Source organism: Alloyangia pacifica (genome assembly GCF_020524285.1).
In the GTDB taxonomy this organism is placed as follows: Bacteria; Pseudomonadota; Alphaproteobacteria; order Rhodobacterales; family Rhodobacteraceae; genus Salipiger; species Salipiger pacificus_B.
The window spans coordinates 294,280-308,042 of sequence record NZ_JAIVKX010000002.1; the positions used below are offsets into that span (position 1 = coordinate 294,280).

The 13,763-nt window shown below is 69.6% G+C and carries 15 protein-coding genes; 3 read left to right on the top strand and 12 right to left on the bottom strand.

The features are described from left to right. Window positions 1-90 precede the first annotated feature (90 nt). Genes glp through LC039_RS02305 form a run of 6 tightly spaced genes read right to left on the bottom strand, consistent with a single transcriptional unit; the run spans window position 91 to window position 4,813 of the window. A complete protein-coding gene (gene glp / locus LC039_RS02280) occupies window positions 91-1,257 on the bottom strand; it encodes a gephyrin-like molybdotransferase Glp (RefSeq protein WP_226621437.1) in 1,167 nt (388 codons plus the stop codon). Then, window positions 1,254-1,730: a cyclic pyranopterin monophosphate synthase MoaC gene (gene moaC, locus LC039_RS02285; RefSeq protein WP_226621438.1), complete on the bottom strand. Its 477-nt coding sequence runs from the start codon at window positions 1,728-1,730 to the stop codon at window positions 1,254-1,256. The genes glp and moaC overlap by 4 nt, the downstream gene beginning before the upstream one ends. Continuing rightward, window positions 1,727-2,530 carry an indole-3-glycerol phosphate synthase TrpC gene (gene trpC / locus LC039_RS02290; protein ID WP_226621439.1) on the bottom strand — a complete coding sequence of 268 codons (804 nt, stop codon included), beginning with the start codon at window positions 2,528-2,530 and terminating at the stop codon, window positions 1,727-1,729. The genes moaC and trpC overlap by 4 nt, the downstream gene beginning before the upstream one ends. Window positions 2,531-2,562: 32 nt before the next feature. Beyond that, window positions 2,563-3,216 (bottom strand): uracil-DNA glycosylase, encoded by a 654-nt coding sequence (locus LC039_RS02295; RefSeq protein WP_226621440.1) that lies wholly within the window; start codon window positions 3,214-3,216, stop codon window positions 2,563-2,565. After that, a complete protein-coding gene (trpD, locus tag LC039_RS02300) occupies window positions 3,213-4,235 on the bottom strand; it encodes an anthranilate phosphoribosyltransferase (RefSeq protein ID WP_226621441.1) in 1,023 nt (340 codons plus the stop codon). The genes LC039_RS02295 and trpD overlap by 4 nt, the downstream gene beginning before the upstream one ends. Next, on the bottom strand, window positions 4,232-4,813 hold the full coding sequence (locus LC039_RS02305) for an anthranilate synthase component II (protein WP_226621442.1): 582 nt from the start codon (window positions 4,811-4,813) through the stop codon (window positions 4,232-4,234). Before LC039_RS02305 ends, trpD begins: the two co-directional genes overlap by 4 nt. A 175-nt stretch (window positions 4,814-4,988) precedes the next feature. Between LC039_RS02305 and LC039_RS02310 the strand changes: the two genes are divergently transcribed. Next, window positions 4,989-6,737: a divergent polysaccharide deacetylase family protein gene (locus LC039_RS02310; RefSeq protein ID WP_226621443.1), complete on the top strand. Its 1,749-nt coding sequence runs from the start codon at window positions 4,989-4,991 to the stop codon at window positions 6,735-6,737. Window positions 6,738-6,808: 71 nt separating this feature from the next. On the opposite strand, the gene LC039_RS02315 is transcribed toward LC039_RS02310, so the two are convergent. From LC039_RS02315 to LC039_RS02325, 3 genes are all read right to left on the bottom strand, one after another. Next, complete coding sequence (locus tag LC039_RS02315; protein WP_413463806.1) at window positions 6,809-7,459, bottom strand: DUF1638 domain-containing protein; 651 nt, start codon at window positions 7,457-7,459, stop codon at window positions 6,809-6,811. A gap of 82 nt (window positions 7,460-7,541) precedes the next feature. Further along, a complete protein-coding gene (locus tag LC039_RS02320; protein WP_226621444.1) occupies window positions 7,542-7,715 on the bottom strand; it encodes a hypothetical protein in 174 nt (57 codons plus the stop codon). A gap of 144 nt (window positions 7,716-7,859) precedes the next feature. Beyond that, window positions 7,860-8,570 carry a corrinoid protein gene (locus tag LC039_RS02325; RefSeq protein WP_226621445.1) on the bottom strand — a complete coding sequence of 237 codons (711 nt, stop codon included), beginning with the start codon at window positions 8,568-8,570 and terminating at the stop codon, window positions 7,860-7,862. Window positions 8,571-8,708: 138 nt separating this feature from the next. On the opposite strand from LC039_RS02325, the gene LC039_RS02330 reads away from it, so the two are divergent. Further along, a complete protein-coding gene (locus LC039_RS02330; protein WP_226621775.1) occupies window positions 8,709-9,794 on the top strand; it encodes a PA0069 family radical SAM protein in 1,086 nt (361 codons plus the stop codon). Between the two features lie 361 nt (window positions 9,795-10,155). Here the strand turns inward: LC039_RS02330 and bmt are convergent, their stop codons facing one another. Both bmt and LC039_RS02340 read right to left on the bottom strand, forming a co-directional pair. Next, complete coding sequence (gene bmt, locus LC039_RS02335; RefSeq protein WP_226621446.1) at window positions 10,156-11,169, bottom strand: betaine--homocysteine S-methyltransferase; 1,014 nt, start codon at window positions 11,167-11,169, stop codon at window positions 10,156-10,158. Window positions 11,170-11,276: 107 nt separating this feature from the next. Further along, on the bottom strand, window positions 11,277-12,350 hold the full coding sequence (locus LC039_RS02340) for a site-2 protease family protein (RefSeq protein WP_226621447.1): 1,074 nt from the start codon (window positions 12,348-12,350) through the stop codon (window positions 11,277-11,279). 213 nt (window positions 12,351-12,563) lie between these two features. Between LC039_RS02340 and LC039_RS02345 the strand changes: the two genes are divergently transcribed. Beyond that, window positions 12,564-13,064, top strand: a complete 501-nt coding sequence (locus LC039_RS02345; protein ID WP_226621448.1) for a superoxide dismutase family protein — start codon at window positions 12,564-12,566, stop codon at window positions 13,062-13,064. 27 nt (window positions 13,065-13,091) lie between these two features. Here LC039_RS02345 and LC039_RS02350 read toward each other — a convergent pair whose 3' ends face one another. Further along, complete coding sequence (locus LC039_RS02350) at window positions 13,092-13,685, bottom strand: 2-hydroxychromene-2-carboxylate isomerase (protein ID WP_226621449.1); 594 nt, start codon at window positions 13,683-13,685, stop codon at window positions 13,092-13,094. Between the last annotated feature and the right edge of the window lie 78 nt (window positions 13,686-13,763).

The following is a 13,763-nucleotide window of genomic DNA, read 5'->3' on the forward strand; positions in this document are numbered from 1 at the left end:
TAAAGCAAGGTTAAAGACGGGTTAATTCTTGTGGCTATGCAAGCGGTTCAAAAGGGAAACCTTGCGTTTCGGGTGAACCCGAAACGCGGCTCAGAGGCGGATCACCTCGATCTCGTCCCCGGCGGCGCGCGCGCCATCGTGCGGCGGGCGCACCGCAAGCGCATTGGCGGCGCCCAGCACGCTCAGCAGGGCGCTGTCCTGGCGGTCGAACACCGCGACCCCCTCGGGGGTGATCTTCGCGCGCATGTAGTGCTCGCGCGGACCGTTCTCGCCGATGGGCGCCGCGAGGCGCAGCGTCTCGCGCGCGGCGGGCGCTGCACCGAGGCCGAGCATGGCGCGGATCACCGGCGCCAGGAAGACATGGCCGCAGACCATGGCAGAGACCGGGTTGCCCGGCAGGCCGACCATCATCGCCTCACCAAAACGTCCTGACATCAAGGGCTTGCCCGGGCGCATCGCCACCTTGTGGAAGGCGCGTTCGAGCCCCATGCCCTCGGCCACGCGGGCGACAAGATCATGATCGCCCACCGAGGCGCCGCCGATGGTCACCACGAGGTCGGCATCGCCGACCATGCCGAAGATCGTGCGGAGCGAGGCCTCGCTGTCGCGGGCGATGGGCAGCAGGCGGGGTTCGGCGCCGAGCAGCTGCATCAGCACGTAAAGACCGAAGGTGTTCGAGGCGATGATCTGGTCGGGGCCGGGATCTTCGCCGGGCATCACCAGCTCGTCGCCGGTGGAGATCAGCGCGACTTTCGGGCGGCGCGTCACGGGCACGCTGGCAATGTTCATCGCGGCCAGCAGGGCAATCTCCTGCGGTCCGAGCAGGCGCGGCGCCTCGACCGTGAGGCCGGCGCGAAAGTCATTGCCGTAGGGGCGGATATTGTCGCCTGCGCCAAGCCGGTCGGTGATGGTGATCCGGTCGCCATCGCGGGTGACATCTTCTTGGATTACAACGGTTTTCACGCCATCCGGCACCGGCGCGCCGGTGAAAATCCGGACCGCTTCGCCGGCACCGACCCGGCCCTGGAAGGCGCGGCCCGCGGCGGCTTCGCCGATCACAGAGAAACTCATGCCGGGCGCGGCGGAGGCCACGCCATAGCCGTCCATCGCCGAGGCGGCAAAGGGCGGCTGGTCGCGGCGCGCGGCGACGGGGCGGGCGAGCACCCGGCCTCCGGCTTCGCGCAGCGGCACCTCCTCGACATCCAGCGGACGTGCAAGAGCGAAGAGGTGGTCCAGCGCTTCCGAGACGGGGATCATCTGGCCTCGTAACGCCCGGATTTGCCGCCGTCCTTCAGCAGAACGCGCAATCCGCCGATCTCCATGCCACGGTCCACGGCTTTCACCATGTCGTAGACGGTCAGCGCCGCTGTCGAGGCAGCGGTCAGCGCCTCCATCTCGACGCCGGTCTGGCCGGTGGTCTTGACGGTGGCCTCGATCTGCAGGCCGGGCAGGGAAGCGTCGGGGGTGATCTCGACGGTCACCTTGGTCACCGGGAGCGGGTGGCAGAGCGGGATCAGCTCGGGGGTCTTCTTGGCACCCATGATGCCCGCCAGACGCGCCACGCCGATGACATCGCCCTTCTTGGCCTTGCCCTCGGTGACGAGGTCGAAGGTCGCCTGCTCCATGCGGATCCACGCGCCGGCGGTGGCGATGCGGGACGTTACGGGTTTATCCGAAACGTCGACCATATGGGCATCGCCCTTCGCGTCGAAATGGGTCAGGCCGCTCATGCGGGCACCGGGTCGGCGAGCAGAGTGCGGGTGGCTTGCTCGACGTTCTCCTGCCGCATCAGGCTCTCGCCGATGAGGAAGGCGCGGGCACCGTATTGCGCCATGTCCGCCAGATCGGCCGGCGTGTTGAGCCCGGACTCGGAAATCAGGAAGCGGCCCTCGGGTACGGTCTTCGAGAGCGTGCGCGTGATGTCGAGCGAGGTCTCGAAGGTCTTGAGGTTGCGGTTGTTGACCCCGATCAGCGGCGATTTGAGTGTGAGCGCACGCTCGAGTTCCTCGCCGTCATGTACCTCGATCAGCGCGTCCATGCCCCAGCCGAAGGCGGCATCTTCGAGCTCGGCGGCCAGCGTGTCCGACACCGAGGCCATGATGATCAGGATGCAGTCGGCGCCAAGCGCGCGGGCCTCGGCGACCTGATAGGGGTCGTACATGAAATCCTTGCGCAGCGCGGGCATGTTCGTGGCCGAGCGCGCCTCGGTCAGGAAGCTCTTGGCACCCTGGAAGGACGGCGTGTCGGTCAGCACCGAGAGGCAGGTCGCACCGCCGCGCTCGTAGGCCCGGGCCAGCGTGGCGGGGTGGAAGTCCTCGCGGATCAGACCCTTGGAAGGCGACGCCTTCTTCACTTCCGAGATCAGACCATAGCCGGTCTTGGCCGCCGCGAAGAGCGCCTGTGCAAAGGGCCGCACGGGGCTTGCGGCACGGGCCTCGGCCTCGACCTCGGCGATGGGTTTCGCGGCCTTGTCGGCGGCGACCTCTTCGAGCTTGTAGGCCTTGATCTTGTCGAGGATCGTCTGGGTCATGGCGGGCTCCGTATCGTTCTCGCGCCGGTCCGTCAGGCCGCGCCGGGCGTGGTCCAGTTGATCGGCGTGTCCCCTCTGGCTTTAAGCCAGTCGTTGACGCGGGAAAAGGGGCGCGAGCCGAAAAAGCCGCGCCGCGCCGAGAGCGGTGAGGGGTGGGCCGAGGTCAGGATCAGGTGATCCTCGCCCTGGATGTGCGGCGCGAACTTCTGCGCGTGGCCGCCCCAGAGGATGAAGGCCCGCGGCTGGTCCGAAAGCGCCTCGAGCACCTGGGCCGTCAGCTTCGACCAGCCGAGCTTGGCATGGGCCCCGGCATTGCCCGCGGGCACCGAGAGCGCGGTGTTGAGCAGCAGCACGCCCTGACGCGCCCAGAACCGCAGGTCGCCGTTCGGCGGCACGGCGCCGAACTCTTCGTGCAATTCCTTGTAGATATTGGTCAGCGAACGCGGCAGCGGGCGTACTTCGGGTTCTACCGAAAAGGCGAGCCCATGCGCATGGCCCGGCGTCGGGTAGGGATCCTGCCCGAGGATCACCACCCGCACCTCGCCCGGCGCACAGGCATCCAGCGCGGCGAAGCGCTGCGGCTCGGGAGGCAGGATTTGCCGGGTGTCCTCCGCAAGCACCGCGGCGATGCGGGGGAACTCCTCGGTGAAAAAGGGCAGGTGGCCCCAGCGTGCGGGAAGGCTCATGCGGCGGCTTGCGTGGCCTTGGCGAGCGCCTCGACCTTTCCCTTGGCCGCGCCGCTGTCGATGCTCTCGCGGGCCATGGCAACGCCTTCCTGGAGGTCGGTGGCCTTGCCCGAAACGACGATCGCGGCGGCGGAGTTCAGCAGCACTGCGTCGCGGTAGGCGTTCTGCGCCCCGTCCAGCAGCGCGCGCATGGCGGCGGCGTTCTCGGCCGGATCCCCGCCGACGATCTCCTCGAACGGGTGTTCGGGAAGACCCGCATCCTCGGGGTGCAGTTCGACCTCGCGGATGCTGCCATCCTCTTCCAGCGCGGCGACCCAGCTCACGCCGGAGATGGCCAGCTCGTCGGTGCCGTCCGAGCCGTGCACCAGCCAGGCGCGTTCGGATCCGAGCTGGCCCAGCACCTCGGCCATCGGCCGGATGAGATCGCGCGAGAAGGCGCCGGTGAGCTGGCGCTTGACGCCGGCCGGGTTGGTCATCGGCCCGAGAATATTGAAGATCGTCCGGGTGCCCAGCTCCATGCGCGGCGGGCCGACGTGTTTCATCGCCGGGTGGTGCATGGTCGCCATCATGAAGCAGATGCCGACCTCGTTCAGGATGGGGGCGATGGCCGGGGCGGGCAGCATGACGTTGATGCCCATCTGGCCGAGCGCATCCGCCGAGCCCGATTTCGACGACAGGTTGCGGTTGCCGTGCTTGGCCACGGTCACGCCCGCGCCGGCGACGACGAAGGCGGTGGCGGTCGAGATGTTCAGCGTGCCCTTGCCATCACCGCCGGTGCCGACGATGTCGATGGCGCCCTCGGGCGCGATGACCTTGTTGCACTTGGCACGCATCACCGCGGCGGCGGCGGCATATTCGGCCACCGTCTCGCCACGGGTGCGCAGGCTCATCAGCAGGCCGCCGATCTGCGCCGGGGTGGCCTCGCCCTCGAAGAGGATCTCAAAGGCGGCCTCGGCCTCCTCCCGGCTCAGCGGACGGGTACAGGCGGCGCCGATCAGCGGCTTCAGTCGATCGCTCATGCAGGGACTTTCATGGTCTTCAGGAAATTCTCGATGAGGGCATGGCCGTGCTGCGAGGCGATGCTCTCGGGGTGGAACTGCACGCCGTGGATCGGCAGCTCGCGGTGACGCAGCCCCATGATCGTGCCGTCCTCGAGCCAGGCGTTTGCGATCAGTTCCTCGGGCAGATCGTCGCGGGCGACAACCAGCGAGTGATACCGCGTCGCCTCGAAGGGCGAGGGCAGCCCGGCGAAGACCCCGGTGTCGTCGTGGTGCATCAGGCCGACCTTGCCGTGCACGATCTCGTCGTGGCGCTTGACGGTGCCGCCAAAGGCCTGGCCGATGGTCTGATGGCCGAGGCAGACGCCGAAGAGCGGCGTGCGGGTCTCGGCGGCGGCGGCGGTGAGCGACAGGCAGATGCCCGCCTCGGTCGGCGTGCAGGGCCCGGGCGACAGCAGGATGCCGGCGGGCTTCAGCGCCATCGCCGCCTGCACGTCGATCTGGTCGTTGCGCACGACCTTCGCCTCCACGCCCAACTCGCCCACGTAATGCACGAGGTTCCAGGTGAAACTGTCGTAATTGTCGATGAGAAGCAGCATGGTAGACTCTTCAGGCTGGCGGGCGGACCCGCGGTGGGGGTATACATGCGCCCGCAGGTGGTGCAGCGTCAAGGCCATGTCCCGAACATCTGATCGGGACCGACGATAGCGCCGTACCACGGCGACAAAGGGTCCGGCAACGGGGCCCGGGGCAGAGCAGAGGACGGGCAGGGACATGGCACGCGGTTTCTTGGCAGGGGCGATCTGGGGGCTGGTGGTTTCGGGAGTGGGGGCCGGGGTGCTTTCGGTGGCCATGGGGCCGCCGGCCAACCGCACCGCGCCGCCCGAGGCGCCGATCGCCACCGACCCCGTTGCGGAAGCTGTTGACAGCCTCAGCGAACGCGCGGCGCCGGTTGCCGAGGCGCCGGTTGCCGAAGCACCCGAGACCGAGGAGCCGGAAGAGGCGGCGGCCGCGCCCGATGGGGCGCCCGGGGACACGCTGGAAGACGGCTCGGCTTCGCAGGCGCCCGACGAGATCGCCGGAGCGGCGGCGGACGCAACGAAGGACATGACGAGCGACATGGCGGATGACATGGCGGTCGCCGAGCCCGCCGAAGGCCCCGACGAAACGGTTGTCGAACCCGCCCCCGAAACCCGTTCCGAAAACACCGAAACGCCGCCGCCCGCCCGCCGTCCGAGCGAAGAGCGCGGCGTCGCGCCCTCCGAGGCTGGCCCGGTGCTCTCCGCGCCCTCGCTCGCCGAGGGCAGCGCGCCGGACACCAACCCGCTGCAGCGCCCCGACCCGATCCCCGCACCCGATGCGCCGGATGCCCCCGGCGCCTCCGAGGCCGCGCGGCTCGCGGTGGGCGGGGACGCGCCGGTGCAGCCCGGCCTGCCCGCGTTGCCCCCCGAGGCGCCGCTGGCCGAGGCGCAGCCGGCGCTCTCCACCGATCCGGCGCAGCCGCCGCAGCCCGCCGAGGACAGCGGTCTCGCCGCGGCCCCCGCGCCCGCGCCGGAAGTCGCTTCGGAAGACCCCGAAATGCCGGTCGCGGAGCCGGAAGCCTCCGAGCCGCCGCGGGTGACCGCGCTGATCCCCGAGCGCCCGGCCGAGGCACCCGGCTCCGACGGCCCGGGCATTGGCCGTCCCGCGACCTCTCTGGTGGACCGGGCTTCGGAGGTGCAGGAGCCGCAGGTGGAGGCAGGCGAGCCGGACGCCGCTCCGCGGGTCGGCACCGCGCCCGAGAGCCGCCTGCCGGTGATCACCGACGAGGCGCCTGCCGCGGCGCCCGTGACTGCCGAAGATGCACCGCTGCGCCGGTTCGCCGCCGCCGCCGATCTCGCGCCCGGCGAGCCGGCCCTGTCCATCGTCCTCATCGATGATGGCACCGGACCGCTCGGTCCCGAGACGGTCGAAGCCTTTCCCTTCCCAGTGAGCTTCGCCATCGCCGCGACCCATCCCGATCCCGTTGGCGCCGCCAGCGGCTACCGCGCGCGCGGCTTCGAGGTGCTGGCCCTCGCCGAGCTGCCGGAGAACGCCACGCCGAGCGACACCGAGGTCGCCCTCGAGGGAGCCCTTACCACGGTTCCCGAGGCCATCGGCGTGCTCGAGGGCGCGGACCTCGTGCTGCAGCATGACCGCGCGGTGGCCGAGCAGGCGGCGGATATCCTTGCGGCCAGCGGACACGGGCTGCTGTTGATGCCGAACGGGCTCAACACCGCCGAGGCGCTGGCGCGCCGCGCCGGTGTGCCGAGTCTGACGGTGTTCCGCGATTTCGACGGCAAGGGGCAGGAGCCGCGGGTGATGCGGCGCTTCCTCGACCAGGCGGCCTTCAAGGCGCGGCAGGACGAGAACGTGGTGATGCTGGGCCGGCTGCGCGCCGACACGGTCTCGGCGCTGCTGCTCTGGGGCCTGCAGGACCGCGCCAACAGCGTCGCGCTGGTGCCGGTCTCGGCGCTGCTGCTGCGGCAGGGCGCGGCGGAGTGATCCCGGCTTTCGCCTAGGTTCAAATATCCCGGGGAGCGTGGCCCGCAGGGCCGCGCGGGGCAGAGCCCCGGCTAGCTTCCCGCCCGCGCCCACCCCTCGAGCGCCGCGCCGAGATCGCCGTATCCTGTCGTGCGACGCTCGAAGGCGAGTCCGAGCCGCGCGGCATGGCGCGCCGCCAGTTCCGAGGTCGCGGCATCCTCGACCTGCGCCAGATGCACCAACTTTCGGTAATTGCCGAAATAGGCATCGCGCAGCTCTGGATGGCGGTCGAGGCCCAGCGGTCGCCAGACGAAGGCGTCGAACTGGCGCACGAGGAAATCGGTCAGGAAGAAGCTGGTGACCTCGCCGCGCGCGGCGAAGGTCTCGACCCCGTCGAAAACCGCATAGCAATGCGCGCCGGGCAGCATCTCGATCCCCAGCTCATCGCAGAGCGCGGTGAGCCGGCCACCGGTGCCGCAATCGGCGTAGAGCAGCTTGATCTCTTTGTAGCCTGCGCGGTGCCTCTCCGCCGCGGCGCGGACGGCGTCCGGGATGCGCTCGGGGGTGTTGTGCAGCTTGGCGGGCAGGCAGGTGAGGTCGAGATGGTCAAAGCCGCGCTGCCTGCGCAGCGCAAGCACCTCATGCGCAAGCGCGCCGCAGGCGATGAGCAGGATGCGGTCGGGGGAAAGGGCGGGTGCGGCCAGCGGAAGACCGCGCTCTGTAAGCCAGATGTCCGCGGACACCGTGTTCGGAGCCGGAGGGTCTGAATTCGGGGTATCTGGTGACGGGAAATCTTGGGATGGATCGGATCGACGCGCGCGGCGGTCAGGCGCGGGTGTCATCCGCGGGCACCGAGGCCATGCCCCAGCGGATCAGCAGCGCGATGCCGAGGAGCAGCGGGATAACCTTGCTGGCACCCCAGGCGAAGAGGGCCCAGATCGTGAACCCTGCGGAGGCAAGCACCGCGATCAAGAGTGTTACGAGAGTGGTCACCGGCATCGGGGTCTCCTTTCCCTTCCCTTGAAGATAGGGGCCGGATCCCCCGAAAGCAAAGGGAAATCCGCATTTTCGTCACAGTGGGCGCCGAAAACCCTGCGATTTCTTGCCGGTCCGGACGCGGGGCCCGGCGTGCGCGTCGCGGGCTCATCCCGCCGCGGCGCTGTTGTGGCGGCGGGCGATCAACGCCTTGGCGGTCTCCACTGCGACCGCGGCGTCGCGGCAATAGGCGTCGGCCCCGATGGCCCGGCCGAACTCTTCGTTGAGCGGTGCGCCGCCCACCAGCACGATGTAGTCGTCGCGCAGGCCCTGTGCGACCATCGTGTCGATCACCACCTTCATGTAGGGCATGGTGGTGGTGAGCAGGGCCGACATGCCGAGGATGTCGGGCTTTTCCGCCTCCATCGCCTCGAGGTAGGCCTCGACCGCGTTGTTGATGCCGAGGTCCACCACCTCGAAGCCGGCGCCCTCCATCATCATCGACACGAGGTTCTTGCCGATGTCGTGGATGTCGCCCTTGACCGTGCCGATCACCATCTTGCCGATCGTCGGCGCGCCGGTCTCGGCCAGCAGCGGCTTGAGGATGGCCATGCCGCCCTTCATCGCATTGGCCGCCAGCAGCACCTCGGGCACGAAGAGGATGCCGTCGCGGAAATCCTCGCCGACGATCTTCATGCCGCCGACCAGCGCCTCGGTCAGCACCTTGTAGGGCGCCCAGCCCCGATCCAGAAGGATCCGGACGCCTTCCTCGATCTCCTCGCGCATGCCGTCGTAGAGGTCGTCGAACATCTGCTCGACCAGCTCCGCGTCGTCGAGCTCCGACAGGATGATCTCTTCCCCGGTCTCTTCTTCGGACATGGGCACCTCCCTTGCGCTCCCTCCAGCCTGCGCCCGGCAGGCGCTGCGCACATGGCCGATTGCGACATGGCCGGGGCCGGAGGCGACGCCGCAGCGGCGGGACTTGCGCATGTTCGCCATATGTTCCATATCTGGCGCATGTGCGCCGCCAGCCGATCCGTCGAGAAGGAGCGCCGCAAGGGGCGCGGCGCCGCCTCCCGCGACAGCGGGCGGTTCGAGCGGCTTGCCTACGAGGATGCCCATGACGGCTGGGAGATCCCCGAGGCGCTGCCACCGTTGCGCACCGAGGTCAGCGAGGAGCGCCCGCGCAGCCTGATCAACTACGTGCGCTCGCCGGATCTGCCCTTTGACCGGACGATCAACCCGTACCGCGGCTGCGAGCACGGCTGCATCTACTGCTTCGCCCGGCCCACCCACGCCTATCTCGGGCTCTCGTCGGGGCTGGATTTCGAGACCAGGCTGGTGGCGCGTCCGGAGGCGCCCGCCGTGCTGGCGCGCGAGTTGCGGGCGAAGCGCTATGCGCCCGCGCCGCTGGCCATCGGCACAAACACCGATCCCTACCAGCCGATCGAGCGCGACCGCGGCATCATGCGCGCCTGCCTCGAGGTGCTGCGCGACTTCCGGCACCCGGTGGCCATCGTCACCAAGGGCACGCTGATCGAGCGCGATATCGACATCCTTTCCGACATGGCGGCGCAGGGGCTGGCGCGGGTGGGCGTCTCTGTCACCACGCTCGACGCGGACCTCTCGCGCCGGATGGAGCCGCGGGTGCCGTCGCCCGCCCGTCGGCTTGCGACGATCCGGCGGCTGAGCGCGGCGGGCATCCCGGTGCGGGTCATGGCCTCGCCGATCGTGCCTGCGCTCACCGATCCCGAGCTGGAGCATATCCTTGAGGCCGGGGCCGACGCGGGGGCGTGCTCGGCAAGCTGGATCATGCTGCGCCTGCCGCTGGAGGTGGCGCCGCTCTGGCGCGCCTGGCTCGAGGAGCACTACTCGGGCCGCGCCGCGCGCGTGATGGCGCGGCTGCGCGAGATGCACGGCGGGCAGGACTACTCGGCGCAGTGGCACAGGCGAATGCGCGGCGAGGGCACCTATGCGCAGCTCATCGCGCAGCGCTTCGACAAGGCGGTGCGGCGGCTGGGGCTGGATGCAGAGCAACCGGCACTGCGCAGCGATCTCTTCCGGCTGCCGCCGCGGGCGGGGGATCAGATGTCGCTGTTTTGAGCCGGGCAAATCTCTTCGAAGAGATTTGCACCTTCCTTCGAAGGAAGGTGTCTAGCGCATGATCTGCACCGGCTCGCGGTTGCAGAAGATGATCGTCTGACCGGCATCCTCGACCGCGCGAAACCCGCACCGCTCCAGCTCCGCCAGGACCCTCTCAGGCCCGACGATGCGGCCGATGTACCGTGTCTTGGTCCCATGTCTTGCGCCGGACCACGTCATCCTGCGCCGCCGCGCGGCTGACGAAGAGATGGCGCAGCCCGTCGTCGGATCGAATCGGAAGCGGCAGGTCGGTCGGGCCGCAGCCTGCCGCTTTCCTCGTTCATTCGTGGCTAGCGCCTTGGTGACAGCGCCATCAAGCAGCTCAGCCGCGACGCCGCCCTCCGCGCCGCACGCGCGCCGGGCCGTCCTCGCCTAGCCCGTCGCTTTCCGAGCTGAAGGCGCCGAGCTTGCCGGCGATCAACTCGAGCGTCGGGCGCGGCCCCAGTGGACGGCTTTCCAGCGCGGCGCGCATGGCCCGCAGGTGCTCGGGCGTTGTGCCGCAGCAACCGCCGATGATCCGCGCCCCGGCATCGCGCGCCATGACCGCGTAATCGGCCATCAGCTCCGGCGTGCCGTCGTAGTGGATATGCCCGCCCTCGTAGCGCGGGATCCCGGCGTTGCCCTTGGCGATGATCGGCCGCTCGGTGCCGCTGGCGGCAAAGCCGAGCACCGTGCGCAGAAGGTCCGAGGCGCCGGTGCCGCAGTTCGCACCGAAGCCGATCGGCGGGTTGGGCAGGGTCTCGACCATCCGGCCGAACTCGGCCGAGGTGACCCCCATCATCGTGCGCCCGGCGGTGTCGAAGCTCATCGTGCCGCACCAGGGCATGCCGACATTGGCAAAAGCCTCGGCGGCGGCGCGGAACTCCTCGGGTGCCGAGATGGTCTCGAGCCAGAGCACGTCGGCGCCACCGTCCTTGAGGCCACTTGCGGTCTCCTCGAACATCTCTACGGCCAGCGCATGCGACAGCGGGCCGATGGGGGCCAGGATCTCGCCGGTCGGCCCGACGGAGCCCGCCACCACCACCGGGCGCCCGGCGGCATCGGCGACCTCGCGCCCCAGCTCGGCGGCCCGGCGCGAGAGCTCGCGGGCGCGCGACGCGGCGTCGTGCAGCTTCAGACGCGACGCGTTGGCACCGAAGGAATTGGTAAGGAAGATGTCGGAGCCCGCGTCCACCGCCCCCTGGTAAAGCGCGCGGATGTTGTCCGGATGCGTCTCGTTCCAGAACTCCGGGGCGTCGCCGGCGGTGAGCCCCATGTTGAACAGCGTGGTGCCGGTGGCCCCGTCAGCGAGCAGCCAGTCCCGCTCTGCGAGCAGCTTGGTAAGCGCGTCGGTCATTCAATGCCTCTTGGAAATGTCTCCCCCGGGCGCGGCATTCCATATCCGGCGCCGCGCCGCAATCCCTCGCGCGGCGGCAGCGGGCTGCCGCGCAATCTCGGCGCGGGTCAGCCGGTCATCGCCGGGCCGCGCAGCACCATCAGCTCGCCGACGTTCTCGCGCGTGACATAGCCCAGCACATGCGCCTTGGCGTCGACCACCGCCACGGCGGGCGCTTCTGCCAGCGCGTCGAGCACCGATTGCAGCGGGGCGCCGAGGGGCAATTGCGGGACCTCGGTCATGAACTCGGCGACCTGCCGTGTCGCGTGTTCCTCGGCGATGCCGCGGAACAGCGCATCGCGGGTCAGGAACCCGGCGAGTTGGCCCTCCGGGGCGAGCACCGGGAACTCGTGCTGGGTCGTGCGGATCAGCGTCTGCCCTGCGGTGGCGAGCGTGTCCTCGGGGCGCAGCGACTCGAAGCTGGTTATCATCGCGTCGCGCGCCAGCAGGTCATGCGCCACGGCGCGGCTGGCGACGTCCTGGCTCTCGGCCTGGCCGGCGAAGAAGACGAAGATGGCGATGAGGATCAGGATGAAGTTGCCCGAGCTGAGCCCCCAGAAGGCCAGCCCGAAGGCGAGGATCTGCCCGGTGACCGCCGCTGCGCGGGTGGCGCGCACGCGGTCGGTACGCAGCGCCAGCACCGCGCGCAGCACCCGCCCGCCGTCCATCGGGAAGGCCGGGATCATGTTGAACAGCGCCAGCGCGAGGTTGATCGCCGCAAGCTGGCTGAGAAAGGCCCCCGTGCCCTCGCCGAGCGCCGAGAGCGCGCCCATGCCGGAATTGGCCCCCAGCAGCACCAGCACCAGCCAGATCGCCACGTTGACCAGCGGGCCGGCGATGGCCACGGCGATCTCCTGCATGGGTTTCTCGGGCATGCGCTCGAGCCGGGCGAGCCCGCCGATCGGCAACAGGGTGATGTCGGGGGTCTTGATGCCGAAGCGCCGGGCGGTCAGCGCGTGGCCGAACTCATGCGCCACGACGCAGGCGAAGAGCGCGAGGATGAAGAGCACGTTCTGCACCGCCGCGGCCATGCCGCCCGCCGACCATGCCGCGACGCCGATCCAGAGCAGCAGCAGGAAGAAGGTCGCATGCACGCGCAGCTCCGAGCCGAAGAGGCGGCCAATGGGAAAGGACCAATGCATGAGGCGACTCCTTGCCGGCAATCTCCGGGGCCCGTGCAGACCCCTTTAGAAACGTTACGCTTTTCCCGTCAGCATGTAAGGGGGCATTTCCGCGGCGCGATGCCGCGCCGGTCTTTTCTGCGTGAGCGCGCAACTGCGGCGCGCGAGCCGCGTTGGGATCACAGCGCCTCGCGTGGCACATGCGCCCGGGGCGACCTGGAACTGGAGGACCTCATGAAGACCATCGCCCTAGCCACCACGCTGCTCGGTTTCGCCGCCGCGCCCGCCATGGCCGCCACCGTCACCGCAAACCTCACCGGCACCGACGGGAGCGAGATCGGCACGGTCACCGTGACCGACACGCCCTCGGGCATGGCGCATGCCACCGTCGAATTGCAGGGCCTGCCGGAAGGCGTGCACGGCATCCACATCCACGAGACCGGCGATTGCTCGGCCTCCGACTTCACCTCGGCCGGTGGCCACCTCGCCGCGGGCGCCGAGCACGGCGTGATGGTCGAGGGCGGCCCGCACCCGGGCGACCTGCCCAACGCCCACGTGCCCGCCGATGGCGCGGTGACGGTCGAGGCATTTCTGCCAGCGGTATCGGTGGAAGAGCTGATGATGGACGACGACGGCTCGGCCTTCATCGTCCACGCCGGTGCCGACGACTACGAGAGCCAGCCCTCGGGCGACGCGGGCAGCCGCCTGGCCTGCGGTGTCTTCGAGCCGGAATGATCGGGGCCTGAACCGGCAGGCGTGGGCCTAGGACCCGCGCCGTGCCCAGGCGATGGCGTCATCCAGATGGTCGTCACCCCAGAACATCTCGTGTCCGACCGCGAAGGTGGGCGAGCCGAAGACGCCCAGCGTCATCGCATCGGCGGTGGCGCTGGACAGCGCGTGCACGATTTCCTCGGACCCCGCGCGCTCCAGCACCCGCTCCGGATCCTGGCCGACCTCGCGCAGGCTCTCCGAGAGGTTCGGCTCCTCTCCGGCGGGTTCGCCCAGCTCGAACCAGCGCCGGTAGGTCGCGCGGGTGTAGTCGATCCCCCAGCCTTCCTGCATGCCCAGCACCGCGACCTCGTTGGCGGTGACCAGCCCGGACAGCGGGTAGGGCGCGGGCAGGACCGGGCGGAGCCCGTACTGCTCGGCGCGCCGGGCGATGTCGCGCCACATGTAGGCGGTCTTTATCGGCTTGTCCTTGAAGGGAATGTTGTTCTGCGCCGTCATCACGTGACGCACGTTGAACGGGCGCCAGGTGAAGTCGATCCCGTCGGTCTGCGCCACCTGTGGCAGGCGCATCACGGTCAGGTAGCTGTAGGTGCTGCCGACGGAATACCAGAAGTCGATCGTGGTCATGCGCAATCCCCCCCTGAGCAAAGACTAGCAGACCTTTGCGCAGAAATCGCCCTGCTGCCTCGGGCAAACGAGAGGGCG